A 17,027-nucleotide genomic window follows, 5' to 3' on the forward strand; every position below is an offset into this window, starting at 1 on the left:
CGGTCCCATTCCGAACCCGGAAGCTAAGCCCACCAGCGCCAATGGTACTGCACCCTAATCAGTGTGGGAGAGTAGGACACCGCCGAACACAATTTGCGAATACCCCGTATCCGAAGTCTCGCGACTTCAGATACGGGGTATTTTGCTGTCTCCAGCGCCTCAAGTGGGTCAAACGACCCACTTGATCGGCCGGAAGCGGCTACGATTCCTGCCATGTCGAGTTCGCCGCACAACATCGCTTCACCCATGCTGACTGTGTCGTCCTTGAGTCGTCGCCGACTTCTCGGTGGTGCGGCGATCGGAGCTGCAGGGCTCGCCCTGGGGAGCCGCTTTGTTGGATCCGGCGTCGCGTCGGCCGCGTCAGGAGGCAGCATCGGCGCTCAGACGTATGACACGGTCGTCGTCGGCGGCGGGCTGTCCGGTCTCTCAGCAGCGAAGAAGCTCGCGCAGGCGGGCCGGTCGGTGGTGGTACTCGAGGCACGAGAGCGGGCCGGCGGTCGCGTCCACAACATCTCGACCCCGAAACTCGGTGTGACGCTCGACGCCGGCGCGGAGTTCATCGGTCCGACTCAGACGCACATCGCCGCATTGGCGCAGGAGTACGGCGTCGTCTCCTTGCCGACCTACAACGAAGGCGAGAGTGTCTATTGGAACAGTGGGCGGCGTTCGACGATGCCCGCTGCCCTCGGTCTACCCATCGACCCGGCTTCACCTGAGGCAGCGTTGGCCTTGTCCCAGCTCGAACTCGAACCACTGCTGGGGTTCCCGGTGGGTGAGCCTTGGAAGCATCGAGATGCGGAGTATCTGGATTCGGTGACCTGGCAACAGTGGCTGGAGTCGCGGACGATCTCGCCGACAGCGCGAATGCTCCTGAGCCTGGCCAGTTCTGCCGCGCTGTCGGTGGAGGCGAACGAGTTGTCGGCACTGTACTTCTTCAACTACGTGGCGTCGGCGGGTGACGAGACCAATCCCGGCAGCCTGATTCGCTTACTGAGCACCGCCGGCGGCGCGCAGGAACGCTTGTTCGTCGGTGGCGCTGCCCTCATCCCGTTGCGGATGGCGAATGAACTGGCTGAGCGGGTTGTATACAACGCCCCGGTGCGGTCGATCAACTGGACCGATGAGGTGGTGACAGTTGTCACCGACTCGGGAGTCGTGAAGGCGAAGAAGGTCATCGTTGCCATGTCACCGGCGATCAGCGGCGGCATCGACTACGGCTCGGGTCTCACGCCCGCTCGCGCAGGCCTGCACGCCGGATATCGCATGGGCGCGATCAGCAAGTTCGCCGCCGTGTATCGCGAGCCCTTCTGGCGAAAGAAGGGGATGTCGGGACAGGTCATCGGCAACGGTGAACCCATCGACGTCTGTTTCGAGAACTATGCCGAGGGAAATCACGTACTGATGGGTTTCATCTCCGCCGACTCGATGCGTCGCCTAGATCAGGCACCGGACGAGCAGATCACCGCGGAGTGCACCCAGAACTTCGTCGACTACTTCGGTCCAGAGGCCCGTGACCACGTAGACCACGGCATCTTCAAATGGGACCTGGAACCGTGGTCACAGGGCGGCCCGGTGGCCGTCAGCAGGCCCGGCACGCTGACCCGCTACGGGACTGCGCTGCGAGCTCCCGTCGGCCCGGTGCACTGGGCGGGTACCGAGACCTCTGATTACTGGACCGGCTACATGGATGGCGCGGTCCGATCGGGATACCGGGCGGCGAAAGAAGTACTCGGCGCACGGTAGCGGAGCTCGACCAATTCGCGCGCTGGTGGTTCCGGCGGTTACTCTGGCGGCTGGCCGATCGGCCAGGACAGGCAACTACATAGCGTGAATCCATCGGCTCCGTCAACGGCGTGAGTGGTGCGATCGTGACGAAGAGGCAGACGTGAACGACAGAAACAATCGTGGTGGCAGTGGACGTGGCAACTCGGGCGGTGGACGACCTACTGATCGCCGCGACGGCCCCGGCGGTCGCAATTTCCGCAACGACTCCGACGCGCGCCGTGGTACCGGATCCGCGAACCGCCCGCCTGAGCCTCCACTGCCCGACGATGTCCTCCCGCAGGATCTGGACACGGAGGTTCGCCGCGATCTGCTGAGTCTCGACCGCACCAACGCCGATACGGTCTCACGCCACCTCATCATGACTTTCAAGCTCCTCGACGAGGACCCGGTACTCGCGCTCGAGCACGCCCGCGCTGCTCGTCGCCGGGCCGGCCGTATAGCAATGGTCCGCGAAGCCGCAGGGATTGCCGCGTACACCGCACACGAGTGGGCCGAGGCCTTGTCGGAGTTGCGGGCCGCGCGGCGAATGTCCGGCGGGAACGCCTTGCTGCCGATGATCGCCGACTGCGAGCGTGGGCTCGGACGGCCCGAACGTGCGATCGATGTCGCACGCAGCGAAGAGGGTCGAGCCCTGACAGACGAGGACGCCGCCGAGATGCGGATAGTCGAATCGGGTGCGCGCCTCGACCTCGGAGAATACGACAAGGCGATCGTCACCCTCCAGACCAAGGACCTCGACCCAGCTCGCGTCGGCACGGACGCGGCGCGGTATTTCTACGCGTACGCCGCTGCACTGCTCGCAGCAGGCCGGCGCGAGGACGCGATCACCTGGTTCATGAACGCAGCTTCTGCGGACGACGACGATGTGACCGACGCCGAAGACCGGTTGATGGAATTGGCCGAGCCCGAATCGGCCGCCGGCGAACCCGACAGCGGTCTCGAGGACGAGACCGAACTGCTTGCTCCGGTCCACGCAGAGACCCCGAAGGCAGTGTCCGAGGTCAGCGCGGCGCCTGTCACGCAGAATGCTCCGAAACAGGTTGTGCCGCAGCTGGTACCGGCTGCTCCCGCCGAACCCGGTGCGCGCCTGCGGGACGGATACGATGTGTTGCTTCTCGATCTGGACGGGACCGTGTACGCGGGAAAGAACGAGATCCCCGGAGCGAAGGAAGCACTCGATGCCGGCGAGCAACGCAACTATTATGTGACGAACAATGCGAGCCGTTCTCCCGTCGATGTCGCAGAGCATCTGCAAGAGCTGGGTTTTCGGGCCGAGCCCGATGAGGTCGTGACCAGTGCGCAATCGGCAGCGCGACTGCTGGCCGAACAGCTGCCGATGGGATCGCGTGTCCTGGTAGTGGGAACCGACGCGCTGGTGCACGAGGTCAGATCCGCAGGCCTCGGGGTGACCCGGAGCGCCGACGACCGACCGGCCGCTGTCGTTCAAGGACATTCACCCGAGACGGGCTGGGCGATCCTGTCCGAGGCGGTTCTCGCGATCCGTGCGGGTGCGCTCTGGGTGGCGTGCAATGTCGACGCGACGCTGCCGACGGAGCGCGGTCTCCAGATGGGCAACGGCTCGATGGTGGCCGCCGTCGCGAATGCGACGGGACAGCAACCACAGGTTGCCGGTAAGCCCGCGTCGCCGCTCATGGTCGACGCCGTGAACCGGAGTGGGTCGAAGACGCCGCTCGTGGTGGGAGACCGCCTCGACACCGACATCGAGGGCGCGAACGCCATCGAGGCCGACAGCCTGCTGGTATTGACGGGCGTCAGCACCGTGGTCGATGCCCTCAACGCTCCGGAGGCCCAGCGTCCGACGTTCATCGCGTCGGATCTGCAAGGCCTCAATGCTGCCGCTGACAGTGTCATCGTCGGCCCGCGGCCCGGTTGGCATGTCAGCGTGCTCGACCACACCCTCACGGTCGTGGCCCAGGACGGCGCAGATCCCGCAGCCGTGTTGTACGCCGTACTGCACGAGGCCTGGTCTCGCGAAACCTCGACGAAGTGGGTCATCGAGGCTGCAGAAGAAGGGGCGCAGTCGGCGTTGATGAGCGCCGGCCTGCTGGTCTGATATCAGCTGCGGGAGAACTCGGACGCCGCCGTGATCTGGGCGTCTGAGGGACGCACGCCGGTATAGAGGACGAACTGCTCGGCCGCCTGCAACGCGATCACCTGGGCGCCCGTGATCACCGGGCGGCCGTCGAATGCACTGATGAGTGGGGTTCGGGCGGGCATCGCTACGACATCGAACGCGGCCTTGGCCTCGTCGATGGCGGCAGGCGGAAACGGCAGACCGTCGGCGTCCGGACCTCCGGCCATACCCACCGGAGTCGTATTGACCAGCAGGTCCGGGCGTGCGGCACCCAGCTCGGGTTGCCAGGTGAACCCGTAGCGCTCGGCGAGTGCCCGCCCGGTCTGCTCGTTGCGGGCGATCACCGCGGTGTCGGTGTATCCCTCGTCGCGGAGCGCAGCGACCACTGCCTTGGCCATACCGCCGCTGCCGGAGACAACGACCGAATAGTCCCTCGGCAGGGCGCGCTCTCGCAGCAGGTTCGCCGCCGCTTGATAGTCGGTGTTGTAGGCGTGCAGGATGCCGTCCTCGTTCACGATGGTGTTGACCGAGTCGATGGCCGCTGCCGAGTCGTGCATGACGTCGACGAGTTCGATGACGTCCTCTTTGAACGGCATCGAGATGCCGGCACCTCGAATGCCCAGGGCGCGGATCCCGGCGACCGCTGCGGGAAGATCCGCCGTGCTGAAGGCCTTGTAGACGAAGTCGATCCCGAGCTCGTTGTAGAGGTAATTGTGGAACTTCGTCCCGATGTTGCTCGGTCGTCCCGACAGCGAGATGCACAGCTGGGTGTCGCGTCGTAGAACTCGGGCATCCGGTGCGCCGGCGCCCGCGGTGGTGGAGGTCATCACTAGACGCTAACAATCGACTAGCCTTGGCAGGCAATGAACCAACCTCTGCCCGGACCCCGCCCGACACCCGGTCCGGTCCCCGGACCCCGCCCCACCGCGCCGCTCGACGAGTCGGCCCACACCGTGGATCCCGATGAGATCCGGCGCCAGGTTTCCGAGCTGCTGGAACAGGCCGACGACATCGCGGCAGCGGTCGGGGACACCGCCGACAGTGAGGCGCTCGCGCGCCTGGCCCGTCAGGCCCACCTGCTCGAGAAGGCGCACGCAGTTCTCACCGATGCCCTGGAGAAGGTCGACCGTGCCTGAGTCCGTGCAATCGAGAGGACCGGGCGCGCGACGTCGTCCACGTCATGGCGCGTAGAGCCCGCCTCGACGCCGAGCTGGTGCGCCGCGGCGAAGCGCGGTCGCGGGACCACGCTCGCGAACTCATCGAATCGGGTCGGGTGAAGGTCAATGGCACCGTCGCGAGTAAACCGGCCACCAACGTCGATCTCGGTGCGCCGATCGTGGTGGCCGAGGGCGACGACGAGGGGTGGGCCTCCCGGGGCGCTCACAAGTTGCTCGGCGCCCTCGCTGCATTCGAGCCGCAGGGCGTCAGCGTGGCGGGGCGGCGCTGCCTCGATGCCGGCGCATCGACGGGCGGATTCACCGATGTCCTGCTGCGTCGCGACGCCCAGCAGGTGGTGGCGGTCGACGTCGGGTACGGCCAGCTGATCTGGCGGCTGCAGAACGACGACCGCGTCGAGATCCACGACCGGACCAATGTGCGGAGCCTGACTGCCGACCAGATCGGGGGTCCGGTGGACCTGGTGGTCGCCGACTTGTCGTTCATCTCCCTTAACCTTGTCCTCGAGGCGTTCGCCAACTGTGCGAAGCCCGGCGCAGACCTACTACCGATGGTCAAGCCGCAGTTCGAGGTCGGCAAGGATCGGGTGGGATCGGGGGGTGTGGTGCGCAGCGGTGAGTTGCGGGCCGAAGCGGTGACCGCGGTGGCCGAGACCGCCGCGACCTACGGGCTCGCGACGCTCGGTGCGGTGGCGAGCCCATTGCCCGGCCCTTCCGGCAATGTTGAATACTTTCTCTGGCTGCGGAAACAGCCGGAACCGGCATCGGTGGACGACACTGTGCGGGCAGCGATAGCGGACGCGATCGAGAAAGGGCCCCAGTGACGAACCCAGTGGGTGGCACGGCTTCGACGGCGGGGCATCAGGGACGGGAGTTCCTTGTGGTCGCTCACACCGGCCGGGACAACGTCCACGAGACGATGGCCGTCATCGCGCGGTCATGTGCCGAAGCCGGGATCGCCCTTCGGGTAGTCGATCACGACACGATGCCCAGTCATCCGGGCCCGCAGTATCTGAGCACGGTGTATCCGCTGGATCCGGCGGAGTTGCGCGAGATCGGTGCCGATGTCGCAGTGACGGCAGGGAACGAAACCTCCGCGGCCGGATGTGAGGTGGTCATCGTGCTCGGCGGTGACGGGACCTTCCTGCGCGCCGCCGAGCTCGCCCACCCCGTCGAGGTGCCGGTGCTGGGTATCAACTTGGGTCACATCGGATTTCTGGCCGAAGCAGAAGCAAACCGCGTCGACGAGGTGATGGCCAAGCTCGTCAACCACGACTACGAGGTCGAGGATCGCATGACGCTCGACATCACCGTGCATGTCGACGGACAGGTGGTGGCGAAGAGCTGGGCGCTGAACGAGGCCAGCATCCAGAACTTGTCGCGGCAGGGGGTGTTGGAGCTGATCACCGAGGTGGACGGCCGGCCGGTCTCCGCCTTCGGCGCCGACGGCATCCTGGTGTCCACTCCGACGGGGTCCACCGCGTATGCGTTCTCGGCCGGCGGCCCGGTGATGTGGCCCGACCTCGAGGCGATCCTCTTGGTCCCGTCGAACGCCCATGCCCTGTTCGCCCGGCCCATGGTCACCAGTCCGCGGTCGCTGGTCGCGATCGAGGTCTTGGCCCGCGGACAGGATGCCCTGCTCGCCTGCGACGGCCGCCGCAACATCGAGGTCCCCGCCGGGGGTCGCGTGGAAATCGTCAGAGGCGCAAGACCGGTGCACTGGGTCCGTATCGATTCCGACCCGTTCGCAGACCGATTGGTGCGCAAGTTCGAACTGCCGGTAACCGGTTGGAGGGGAAGGCAACTCTAGTGCTCGAAGAGATCTCGATCAGCGGACTCGGCGTCATCGACAAGGCCGGCGCAGAGTTCCATGAAGGACTGACCGTGCTCACGGGTGAGACAGGTGCGGGCAAGACGATGGTCGTGACGAGTCTGCACCTGCTCTCGGGTGCGCGCGCCGACGCGGGCCGCGTCCGTTCGGGTCAGAGTCGCGCTGTTGTCGAAGGACGTTTCCGGACGACGGGTGCCGATGCCGCGGAGGTGTTGGACGCCTCCGGTGCCGAGCTCGACGAAGACGGCACCGTCATCGCGGTGCGCACCGTGAACGCCGACGGTCGCTCACGTGCACATCTGGGTGGCCGGTCGGTGCCCGTCGGGCTCCTCGGCCAGTTCACCAGTGGACAGCTCGCGATCCACGGACAGAACGACCAACTGCGGCTGCTGCGTTCGGAGCATCAGCGCGACGCGCTGGATCGATTCTCGGCCGAGGCGATCACGAAGCCGCTCAAGACCTATCGCGAGGCGCGCGAGCGCTGGATCACCTTGGCCGACCAACTCCGTGATCGACAGGCCAACTCCCGTGAGATCGCTCAGGAATCGGATCGCCTCAAGTTCGGGCTCGACGAGATCGACAAGGTTGCGCCGCAACCACACGAAGATGAAGAAATCGCCGCGACGGTCCGTCGGCTCAGTGACCTCGAGACCATTCGTACCGCGGCGGTCTCCGCGCTCGACGCGGTCACCGGGGCGGGCCCCGACGCCGATGTCGCGAGTGGTTCATCGGTTCTCGACGGACTGGGTGCGGCGCGGACGATGTTGGAGACCCAAGCCGACGACACGCTGCGGGCCCTGCTGCCTCGGATCGAGGAGGCGCTGACGGTGGTGGGCGACATCGGGGAAGAACTCAGTTCGTTTGTCTCCGGACTGCCGGTCGATGCGGCCGAGTTGGAGCAATTGCTGCAACGCCAAGCCGAGCTCAAGTCCTTGGTGCGTAAGTACGCCCCCGACATCGACGGGGTCATCGGGTGGGCGGACTCGGCGCGGTCCCGGTTGGCCGAGATCGGTGACTCGTCCGAGTCGCTCGACGAGCTCGCGGTCCGCGTCACCGCCGCACGCGAGGACGTCGCCGCCGCGGCCGTGAAACTGACCAAGGTGCGCGTCAAGGCCGCCAAATCGCTTGCTTCCAAGGTGAGTTCGGAACTCACCGGGCTCGCGATGGGGGATGCACAGCTCGAGGTCTCCGTCGTGCCAGACGACTCGGCCGACTCCGGCCGCCGCGCAATCGATATCGACGGCCGTACATTGCATGCTGGTTCACACGGTGTCGACAAGGTCGAATTCGGACTGACCGCACACGCCGGTGCGCAGGCGCGACCGATTGCGAAGTCGGCGTCCGGCGGCGAACTGTCGCGCGTGATGCTTGCGCTCGAAGTCGTACTCGCCGGTCCGGGCGGCGGATCGACGATGGTGTTCGATGAGGTCGACGCGGGGGTCGGTGGCCGGGCGGCCGTCGAGATCGGGCGGCGGCTCGCCAAGTTGGCGCGTGCGCATCAGGTCATCGTCGTCACTCACCTGCCTCAGGTCGCGGCCTTTGCCGACAATCACCTGCTGATCGGGAAACAGACATCGGCCGGCAAGTCCAAGTCGAGCCGCGTGACGAGTTCGGTCGAAGTTCTCGACCGTGACGAGCGGGTGGCGGAACTGGCCCGGATGCTGGCCGGCCTCGGCGATTCCGACACCGGCCGCGCGCATGCGGAGGAGTTGCTGAGTACCGCGGAAAACGAGAAAACCGCCTTCTGACGGAATGACACGGATGTTACTCATGTGACAAAAGTGGCGTGTGTTACGGCGCGCCTCCACCAAAACTGTCGAGTGGTGGTTCAGTGTTTCTCGCATGAAGATGCCTGCCCTGCTGTCACGCACAACCGAAACTCTGCCTGGGATCAGCGGTATCGCCAGGATCGACAAGAACACCAAACGACTCCTTTCCAGAGTCGGCCCCGGGGACATCGTGATCCTCGATGAGGTCGACCTCGACAGGGTCACCGCCGACGCCCTGGTGGCCGCCGACGTCCTGGTGGTGGTCAACGCCTCGCCGTCCATCTCCGGGCGTTACCCGAACCTCGGACCCGAGCTGCTGGTGGCATCGGGCATCACCCTGATCGACGATGTCGGTGTCGAGGTGTTCAAGCGCATCAAGGACGGCGCCAAGATCCGCGCAGACGAGGGCGGCCTGTACACCGGTGAGCGGCGGCTGGCCAAGGGCACCGAACTGGGGGAGCGTGAGATCGCCGACCTCATGATCGACGCCAAGACCGGCCTCGTCGATCATCTGGAAGCGTTCTCGGGCAACACCATCGAGTTCATCCGGAGTGAGTCGCCGCTGCTGATCGACGGCGTCGGCGTACCTGACGTCGACGTGCGCATCGAAGGCCGCCACGTGGTGGTGGTCGCCGATGGCGCCGATCACGTCGCAGATCTCAAACGGCTCAAGCCGTTCATCAAGGAGTATCAGCCGATCATGGTGGGCGTCGACGGAGGCGCCGACACCCTGATGGATCTGGGCTACCGACCGGACCTGATCGTGGGCGACCCCGAAGGTATGAAGTCGGCGACGCTGAAATCCGGCGCGCAGGTGGTGCTGCCCGCCGATCCCGACGGTCACGCCCCGGGCCTCGAACGAATCCAGGACCTGGGGATCGGGGCCATGACGTTCCCCGCCGCCGGTTCGGCAGCCGACCTCGCGCTGCTACTGGTGGACCATCACGAAGCCGCGTTGATCGTCACCGTGGGACACGCCGCGTCGCTCGACGAGTTCTTCGACCGCAGCCTGCGGGAGTCGAACCCGTCGACGTTCCTCACCAGGCTCAAGGTCGGCCCCAAGCTCGTCGATTCCAAGGCTGTTGCCACGCTGTATCGCTCGCGGGTGTCCGGAGCCGCCATAGCTCTGCTGATCCTGGCGGGCCTCGTCGCGTTGATCGTCGCGGTCCTCATGTCCAGTGCCGGGGGCGAGGTCACCGATTGGATCGTCGATCAGTGGAACCGGCTGACCGAGTGGGTCCAGCAGGTCTGGAATGAGTGAGCCCGTCAGGGCTGGATCGGATAAGTAGTGATTTCGCTTCGCCAGCATGCTATTTCGCTGGTCGCGGTGTTCTTGGCTCTTGCTGTGGGTGTGGTGCTGGGATCCGGATTTGTCGCTGACACATTCGGATCGTCCAGCGACGCACAGGACAAGCGTGAGCAAGAATTGCGTGACGAGAATCAGCAGCTGACCAACAACGTCAACGCAGCCAACAACTTCGATACGGCGATCGCGGGTCGTCTGCTCGAGGGCACCTTGCGCGATCGGCCGGTGCTGATCGTCACCACACCCGGTGCCGACGAAGGCGACGTGGCCGCGGTCAAGGAGAATCTCAACAAGTCGGGTGCGGTCTTCAACGGTCAACTCGCTCTCACCGATGAGTTCGTCAGTGACCAGAGCGCCGAGAAGGTCAGGTCGATCATCGACCAATCGATCCCACCGGGCAGCACGCTGCGGACCGAGTTGACCGACTCCGGTGGCCGCACCGGTGACCTGCTCGGTCTGTTGTTGCAGCTGTCGCCTCGAGATGCCGAGCCGCAGGTGTCGGGGAGTGAGACCGACGCCGGGCTCGCCGCCCTCAAGCAGGGCGGCTTCGTCGACTACGCCGACGGTGCCGTATCCCCAGCGCAGCTGGCTATCATCGTGACCGGCAACAAGTTTGCCGAGGATTCGGGCGCACGGGGGCAGGTTGTCGCGCGGTTCGCGGCGGCTTTCTCCGAGCGCGGCGCAGGGACGGTTCTCGTCGGGCGGACCGGTTCTGCCGAGGGCTCGTCGCCGATCGCCGTGGTGCGCGCGGATCCTGCGCTGAACGCACAGGTGTCCACGGTGGACAACGTCGACCAGGCGACCGGCCGGATCACCACGGTGCTCGCCCTGTCCGACGAGTTGGGCGACAAGCACGGCGCGTACGGCACCGGCCCCGGTGCCACCGCGATCGCACCCGAGAGCTGACCGGAGGCGACCACCCGCCGGCGTCACCGGATCGCCGGTGGGTGATCACCCGTGTCAAGGCCGAGAATTCGGCTCAGTGGTGTTACCGTGGAGTCCCGTAGGTAGGCAAGGTTTTCTTGCCTGCGTTGCCGGTGGCGGGTTCCTCCGCCGGCTTCGTCTCCAGCCGAACGGGAGAAGCGTTGCGACCATTACGCCATGTGCGATCAGGCACCAAGCACATATTCGTCACCGGGGGCGTCGCGTCCTCGCTCGGAAAGGGTCTGACGGCCTCCAGCCTCGGCCAGTTGCTCACCTCCCGCGGACTGCGGGTGACGATGCAAAAGCTCGATCCCTATCTCAATGTCGACCCGGGAACGATGAACCCGTTCCAGCACGGTGAGGTGTTCGTCACCGAGGACGGCGCAGAAACCGACCTCGATGTCGGTCACTACGAACGTTTCCTGGACCGTGATCTGTCCGGATTCGCGAATGTCACCACAGGGCAGGTGTATTCGACGGTGATCGCGAAAGAGCGGCGCGGTGAGTACCTCGGCGACACAGTCCAGGTGATCCCGCACATCACCGACGAGATCAAGAACCGGATCCGGGCGATGAGCCAGGCAGACGCCGACGGCGAGATCCCCGATGTGGTGATCACCGAGATCGGCGGCACGGTCGGCGACATCGAATCGCAGCCGTTCATCGAGGCGGCCCGGCAGATCCGGCACGATGTCGGTCGGGACAACGTCTTTTTCCTCCACGTGTCGTTGGTGCCGTATCTGGCGCCATCGGGCGAGCTCAAGACCAAGCCCACCCAGCACTCCGTCGCCGCACTGCGAAACATCGGCATCCAGCCCGATGCCCTGATCCTGCGGTGCGATCGTGACGTGCCCGAACCCCTCAAGAACAAGATCGCGCTGATGTGCGATGTCGAGGTCGAAGGTGTCATCTCGACTCCCGATGCCCCGTCGATCTACGACATCCCCAAGGTGTTGCATTCGGAGCAACTCGACGCCTACGTCGTCCGCAAGCTGGGTCTGCCGTTCCGCGACGTCGACTGGACGGTGTGGGGTGAGCTGCTCAAGCGGGTGCATGAACCGCGCGAAGAGGTCACAATCGCGCTGGTCGGCAAGTACGTCGAACTACCCGATGCCTACCTGTCGGTGACCGAGGCGATCCGGGCCGGCGGGTTTGCCCACCGCGCGCACGTCAAGCTCGTGTGGGTGCAGTCCGACGATTGCATCGAGGACGCCGGGGCTCTGGCAGCACTGGCCCAGGCCGACGGCATCCTCATACCCGGTGGGTTCGGCATCCGCGGTATCGAGGGCAAGGTCGGTGCCATCAGGTACGCCCGCACCCACGGAGTACCGCTGCTCGGGCTGTGTCTCGGTCTGCAGTGCATCGTCATCGACGCGGCCCGCCAGGCCGGCCTCGACGACGCGAGTTCGACGGAGTTCGACCCCGAGACCCCGTTCCCGGTGATCTCGACCATGGCCGACCAGGAGCAGGCAGTGGCCGGCGAAGCCGATCTCGGCGGCTCGATGCGACTCGGCGCCTATCCGGCCAAGCTCATTCGCGGGTCCGTGGTCGCAGGCGCCTATGGATCTGTGGACGTTTCCGAACGGCATCGTCACCGCTTCGAGGTCAACAACAGCTACCGCGACAAGGTCGCCGAAAGCGGTCTGGTCTTCTCCGGCACCTCGCCGGACGGGCACCTCGTCGAGTTCGTCGAATACCCGCGGGAGGTGCACCCGTTCCTGGTGGGCACACAGGCGCATCCTGAGCTGAAGAGCCGGCCTACGCGACCGCATCCGCTGTTCAGTGCGTTCGTGCGGGCGTCCCTGCGCTACAAGGCGGCCGAACGGTTGCCGGTGAACGTGCACGGCGACGACGACAGCGATCCAGACCTCGATGACGTCACCGGCGCCGAAGCCGGTGTCGTGGAGGCCGGGGCTTGAGCGAGCCGCACGAGTTCCGGACCGTGGGTACCGACGTCCGCTACGACGGGGCGATCCTGGCCCTGCGGGTGGACGAGGTCGTGATGCCCGGTGGGCGGACCGCGCACCGTGAGGTCGTCGAACATCACGGCGCGGTGGCCGTCGCCGCGGTCAACGAACGCGACGAGATAGCCCTGGTCTTGCAGTACCGGCATCCGATCGGTCGGCGACTTCTCGAATTGCCCGCCGGTCTCCTCGACGGCGGTCCGGACGAGGCCCCGGTCGAGGCGGCGCGGCGTGAGCTGGTCGAGGAAACCGGATTGGCCGCCGAACACTGGAGCACGCTGGTCGACGTGGCGGTCTCGCCGGGATTCACCGACGAGGCCCTGCGGGTGTATCTGGCGACGGGGATCAGCGCCGCCGACCAACCCGACCGCGAGGACGAGGAAGCGGACATGACCGTGCACTGGGTGCCGATAGGGGATGCGGTGCAGAAAGTGTTCTCCGGGGAAATCGTGAACGCGACCGCGGTTTCCGGGATCCTGGCACTCGTCGCACACAGAGCGGGTTCGGTCCCGCTGCGCGACGTCGACGCGCCCTGGACCGACAAGCCGACGGCATTCGCTGCCCGGCACGCCGGGTCATGAGCTCGACCGGACCGTCGTGAGCTCGACCGGACCGATGACCTTGGCCGACCAGGTGCAGATGTACCTGGATCACCTCGAGGTCGAACGCGGTTCGGCTCGCAACACCCTGCAGTCGTACGCCCGAGATCTGCGCCGGTACCAGGAGTATCTGGCGGATCGGGGCATCGATGCGCTCTCACAGGTGCACGAATCCGACATCAGGGAGTTTTTGGTGGCGCTGCGACGCGGTGACGCAGACAACGACCGCCCACCTCTGGCGGACAGCTCGATTGCACGAACGCTCGTGGCCACCCGGGGTTTTCACAAGTTCGCCGCTGCCGAGGGGATCGTCGTCGCCGACGTCGCCCACGCGGTGGCGCCTCCGAAGGCCCCGCGTCGTCTGCCGAAGAGCCTTCCGGTGGACGAGGTGCTGGCGATTTTGGCCGCGAGCGGGGGTGACGACGTCTCCGACGGACCCAGGGCGTTGCGCGACCGGGCGCTGCTCGAACTGCTCTACAGCTGCGGCGCACGTATCTCCGAGGCAGTCGCCCTCGATGTCGACGACATCGAGACCGACTCACGTTCGGTGCTGCTGCGGGGCAAAGGCGGCAAAGAGCGCATCGTTCCCGTGGGGCGGCCTGCCATCGCCGCCCTCGATGCGTATCTGGTGAGGGGGCGGCCTGCGCTGGTGTCGCGGTTCAATCCTGCGCTGTTCTTGAACACCCGCGGCGGCCGCCTCAGCCGGCAGAGTGCGTGGCAGGTGCTCGTCGACGCGGCGGCGCGCGCAGGATTGGACAAATCGGTCTCGCCGCACACGCTGCGGCACAGTTTCGCGACGCACCTGCTCGACGGCGGGGCGGACGTGCGCGTGGTGCAGGAGCTCCTGGGTCATGCCTCGGTCACCACCACGCAGGTATACACGCTGGTGACAGTCGGAACCATGCGCGAGGTGTACGCGTTGGCGCACCCACGTGCGCGGTAGAACGTCTGGTGACGGTGAGCCTCCACAGTCGCGCCACGCCGACGCACTAGGCTCGCAAGGGTGACAACGCCACAGCCACCTCATCGGCCCGGGCGTGATGCGAATCAGTTGATGATCACCACGCCGCAACGTGGCGATGACGACCATGAACGCGAGAAACCGGGCACCCCCGGCGAGCTCGGCCCAACAGGTCGACCACTGCGCGAGGTACCTGAGCCGACGCCGCTCGACCGGCACGGGCCGGCGACGGTTGTCGCGATCTGCAATCAGAAAGGCGGCGTCGGCAAGACGACGTCGACCATCAACCTCGGTGCCGCGTTGGCCGAGTGTGGCCGCCGAGTGTTGCTCGTGGATCTCGATCCGCAGGGCGCGCTGTCGGCAGGCTTGGGCGTACCGCACCATGAACTGGACTTGACCGTGCACAACATGCTCGTCCCGCCGCAGGTGTCGGCGGATGAGGTGCTGATGCGCACCCGTGTCGACGGTATGGATCTGTTGCCGTCGAACATCGACCTCTCGGCGGCGGAGATCCAGCTCGTCAACGAGGTCGGCCGCGAACACACCCTCGGCCGCGCGTTGCACCCGTTGCTCGACCGCTACGACTACGTGCTGATCGATTGCCAGCCCTCGCTGGGCCTGCTGACCGTCAACGCTCTCGCGTGCGCGGACACCGTCGTCATCCCGATGGAATGTGAGTACTTCAGTCTGCGTGGCCTCGCGCTGTTGAGCGACACGATCGACAAGGTGCGCGATCGCCTCAACCCCCGGCTCAAGCTCGGTGGAATCCTCGTGACCATGTTCGACGCCCGCACCCTGCACTCCCGTGAGGTGATGGCGCGGGTCGTCGAGGTGTTCGGTGACAAGGTCTACGACACGGTGATCAGCCGGACGGTCCGTTTCCCGGAGACCAGCGTTGCGGGTGAGCCGATCACGTCGTGGGCACCGAAGTCGGCCGGGGCCAGGGCATATCGGGCCCTTGCCCGCGAAGTCATCTTTCGCACCCGCTAACCGATGACCGAGACGTCACCACCGGAGCTGGACCCCACCACCCCGTCGACCGCAGCAGACGCCCCGGCGCTCGCGGCCGCGCCGGTGGACGCCCAGGCCGACGACCCGCCCGCGAAGACCGGATTCCAGGTCAAGCTGACGAACTTCGAGGGCCCGTTCGACCTGCTGCTGAACCTCATCGGGCAGCATCGCCTCGACGTCACCGAAGTGGCTCTTCACGAGGTCACCGACGACTTCATCGCCTACACCAAGCTTCTCGGCGCCGAGATGGATCTCGACCAGACCACTCAGTTCCTGGTGGTCGCGGCGACACTGCTCGACCTCAAGGCGGCGCGTCTACTGCCGTCGGGTGAAGTGGAGAACGACGAAGATCTGGCCCTGCTCGAAGCCCGCGACCTGCTCTTCGCGCGACTTCTGCAGTACCGGGCATACAAACAGGTCGCCGTGTTGTTTGCCGAACTCGAAGCCGCGGCGCTACAACGCTATCCGCGAGCCGTCTCGCTGGAGCAACGATTCGAGTCGCTGCTGCCCGAGGTGACCATCGGTGTGTCGCCGGGTGTGTTCGCCGAGGTCGCGGTCGCCGCGATGACGCCCAAACCGGTGCCTCAGGTCGGACTCGGACACCTGCATGTATCAACGGTGTCGGTGCCTGAGCAGGCGTTGCGGATCGGGGAGATCCTCCGCGATGCCGGCGCGGGTGCGTGGGTCAGTTTCACCGACCTGGTGACCGAATGCGACAACGGCCTGGCAGTCGTCGCTCGCTTTCTGGCACTGCTCGAGTTGTACCGGGAACGCGCGGTCGCGTTCGAACAGCCCGAGGCCCTCGGAGCCCTCATGGTCAGCTGGACCGGCGAGCGTGACGAGGCCGCAGTGACAATCGACAAGGCAGATGACTATGGATGAACCGGATACCGAGACCACACCTGCCGACGACCCCGAGATGCTGTTCGACGCGGAGGCCGACACTCTCGACGACGACGAGCTGCGGTCGGCACTCGAGGCGATGCTGCTGGTGACCGACAGTCCCGCGACCACCGACCAGTTCGCCGCGGCGCTCGACGAAAGCCCGGTGCGGGTCGAGGCGATGCTCCGACAGATGACCACCGAACTCAACCAGCGTCGCAGCGGCATCGATCTGCGCTTTGCCGGCGATGGGTGGCGCTACTACACCCGGAACGAGTTCGCGCCCTACGTCGAGCGTCTGCTCCTGGATGGCGCGCGCTCGAAGCTGACGCGTGCGGCCCTGGAGACGCTGGCTGTCGTGGCCTACCGGCAACCCGTCACCCGCTCGCGCATCAGCGCCGTTCGAGGGGTGAACGTGGACGGCGTCATCAGGACCCTGGTGGCCCGTGGGCTCATCAGCGAGGCGGGCACCGATGTCGACTCGGGGGCCGTGATGTACAACACCACGGAACTTTTTCTGGAGCGACTGGGGTTGGCATCGTTGAGCGAACTACCGGATCTGGCGCCCCTTCTGCCGGACGTCGACCTCATCGACGCCCTCGGCGATGAGATAAACGCCGATCCGCGATTCGCCAAACTGGCAGGTAACACGTCAGACTTGAACAACAAAACACACAACATCACCGTCGACGACGACTGATTGCGCAACTGCGGATCAGCTGTTC

Annotated in this window: 15 protein-coding genes and 1 rRNA gene; 15 read left to right on the forward strand and 1 reads right to left on the reverse strand. The window is 65.9% G+C overall.

The window, feature by feature from the left end:
• The 3 genes from rrf to DFR67_RS00015 form a co-directional block, all read left to right on the forward strand.
• A 5S ribosomal RNA gene (gene rrf, locus DFR67_RS00005) occupies positions 1 to 88 on the forward strand; the annotation flags it as partial.
• Between the two features lie 125 nt (positions 89 to 213).
• A complete protein-coding gene (locus tag DFR67_RS00010) occupies positions 214 to 1,743 on the forward strand; it encodes a flavin monoamine oxidase family protein (protein ID WP_245937624.1) in 1,530 nt (509 codons plus the stop codon).
• Positions 1,744 to 1,885: 142 nt separating this feature from the next.
• The gene (locus DFR67_RS00015) at positions 1,886 to 3,859 is read left to right on the forward strand and encodes an HAD-IIA family hydrolase (RefSeq protein ID WP_110467411.1); all 1,974 of its coding nucleotides are present in this window, start codon (positions 1,886 to 1,888) and stop codon (positions 3,857 to 3,859) included.
• 2 nt (positions 3,860 to 3,861) lie between these two features.
• On the opposite strand, the gene DFR67_RS00020 is transcribed toward DFR67_RS00015, so the two are convergent.
• A complete protein-coding gene (locus DFR67_RS00020) occupies positions 3,862 to 4,707 on the reverse strand; it encodes a shikimate 5-dehydrogenase (RefSeq protein ID WP_110467412.1) in 846 nt (281 codons plus the stop codon).
• Between the two features lie 36 nt (positions 4,708 to 4,743).
• Here DFR67_RS00020 and DFR67_RS00025 point away from each other — a divergent pair, with 36 nt between their 5' ends.
• From DFR67_RS00025 to scpB, 12 genes are all read left to right on the forward strand, one after another.
• Positions 4,744 to 5,016 (forward strand): hypothetical protein, encoded by a 273-nt coding sequence (locus DFR67_RS00025; protein WP_245937625.1) that lies wholly within the window; start codon positions 4,744 to 4,746, stop codon positions 5,014 to 5,016.
• 44 nt (positions 5,017 to 5,060) lie between these two features.
• Complete coding sequence (locus tag DFR67_RS00030) at positions 5,061 to 5,879, forward strand: TlyA family RNA methyltransferase (RefSeq protein ID WP_110467413.1); 819 nt, start codon at positions 5,061 to 5,063, stop codon at positions 5,877 to 5,879.
• On the forward strand, positions 5,876 to 6,865 hold the full coding sequence (locus DFR67_RS00035; protein WP_281268287.1) for an NAD kinase: 990 nt from the start codon (positions 5,876 to 5,878) through the stop codon (positions 6,863 to 6,865). Before DFR67_RS00030 ends, DFR67_RS00035 begins: the two co-directional genes overlap by 4 nt.
• Entirely contained in the window at positions 6,865 to 8,634 is a 1,770-nt protein-coding gene (gene recN / locus DFR67_RS00040; protein WP_110467415.1) for a DNA repair protein RecN, read from the forward strand. Before DFR67_RS00035 ends, recN begins: the two co-directional genes overlap by 1 nt.
• Positions 8,635 to 8,728: 94 nt before the next feature.
• Complete coding sequence (gene steA, locus DFR67_RS00045) at positions 8,729 to 9,916, forward strand: putative cytokinetic ring protein SteA (protein WP_110467416.1); 1,188 nt, start codon at positions 8,729 to 8,731, stop codon at positions 9,914 to 9,916.
• A 27-nt stretch (positions 9,917 to 9,943) separates the two neighbouring features.
• Entirely contained in the window at positions 9,944 to 10,867 is a 924-nt protein-coding gene (locus DFR67_RS00050; protein ID WP_110467417.1) for a copper transporter, read from the forward strand.
• 179 nt (positions 10,868 to 11,046) lie between these two features.
• A complete protein-coding gene (locus DFR67_RS00055; RefSeq protein WP_110467418.1) occupies positions 11,047 to 12,804 on the forward strand; it encodes a CTP synthase in 1,758 nt (585 codons plus the stop codon).
• Positions 12,801 to 13,430, forward strand: a complete 630-nt coding sequence (locus tag DFR67_RS00060) for an NUDIX domain-containing protein (RefSeq protein WP_110467419.1) — start codon at positions 12,801 to 12,803, stop codon at positions 13,428 to 13,430. The genes DFR67_RS00055 and DFR67_RS00060 overlap by 4 nt, the downstream gene beginning before the upstream one ends.
• A gap of 34 nt (positions 13,431 to 13,464) precedes the next feature.
• Positions 13,465 to 14,391, forward strand: a complete 927-nt coding sequence (xerD, locus tag DFR67_RS00065; protein WP_110467823.1) for a site-specific tyrosine recombinase XerD — start codon at positions 13,465 to 13,467, stop codon at positions 14,389 to 14,391.
• Positions 14,392 to 14,502: 111 nt separating this feature from the next.
• Entirely contained in the window at positions 14,503 to 15,399 is an 897-nt protein-coding gene (locus tag DFR67_RS00070) for a ParA family protein (protein WP_110467420.1), read from the forward strand.
• A gap of 3 nt (positions 15,400 to 15,402) precedes the next feature.
• Positions 15,403 to 16,302 (forward strand): segregation and condensation protein A, encoded by a 900-nt coding sequence (locus DFR67_RS00075; RefSeq protein WP_110467421.1) that lies wholly within the window; start codon positions 15,403 to 15,405, stop codon positions 16,300 to 16,302.
• The gene (gene scpB / locus DFR67_RS00080; RefSeq protein WP_110467422.1) at positions 16,289 to 17,002 is read left to right on the forward strand and encodes an SMC-Scp complex subunit ScpB; all 714 of its coding nucleotides are present in this window, start codon (positions 16,289 to 16,291) and stop codon (positions 17,000 to 17,002) included. Before DFR67_RS00075 ends, scpB begins: the two co-directional genes overlap by 14 nt.
• Positions 17,003 to 17,027 lie beyond the last annotated feature (25 nt).

This window comes from Williamsia limnetica, from assembly GCF_003217475.1.
Lineage (GTDB): Bacteria > Actinomycetota > Actinomycetes > Mycobacteriales > Mycobacteriaceae > Williamsia > Williamsia limnetica.

What these genes read in the sequence shown, in the direction of transcription:
- DFR67_RS00075 (WP_110467421.1), top strand. Translation starts at nt 15,403, where the DNA reads ATGACCGAGACGTCACCACCGGAGCTGGACCCCACCACCCCGTCGACC.
- DFR67_RS00010 (WP_245937624.1), top strand. Translation starts at nt 214, where the DNA reads ATGTCGAGTTCGCCGCACAACATCGCTTCACCCATGCTGACTGTGTCG.
- DFR67_RS00070 (WP_110467420.1), top strand. Translation starts at nt 14,503, where the DNA reads ATGATCACCACGCCGCAACGTGGCGATGACGACCATGAACGCGAGAAA.
- DFR67_RS00020 (WP_110467412.1), bottom strand. Translation starts at nt 4,707, where the DNA reads ATGACCTCCACCACCGCGGGCGCCGGCGCACCGGATGCCCGAGTTCTA.
- xerD (WP_110467823.1), top strand. Translation starts at nt 13,465, where the DNA reads ATGACCTTGGCCGACCAGGTGCAGATGTACCTGGATCACCTCGAGGTC.
- DFR67_RS00025 (WP_245937625.1), top strand. Translation starts at nt 4,744, where the DNA reads ATGAACCAACCTCTGCCCGGACCCCGCCCGACACCCGGTCCGGTCCCC.
- scpB (WP_110467422.1), top strand. Translation starts at nt 16,289, where the DNA reads ATGACTATGGATGAACCGGATACCGAGACCACACCTGCCGACGACCCC.
- DFR67_RS00030 (WP_110467413.1), top strand. Translation starts at nt 5,061, where the DNA reads ATGGCGCGTAGAGCCCGCCTCGACGCCGAGCTGGTGCGCCGCGGCGAA.
- steA (WP_110467416.1), top strand. Translation starts at nt 8,729, where the DNA reads ATGAAGATGCCTGCCCTGCTGTCACGCACAACCGAAACTCTGCCTGGG.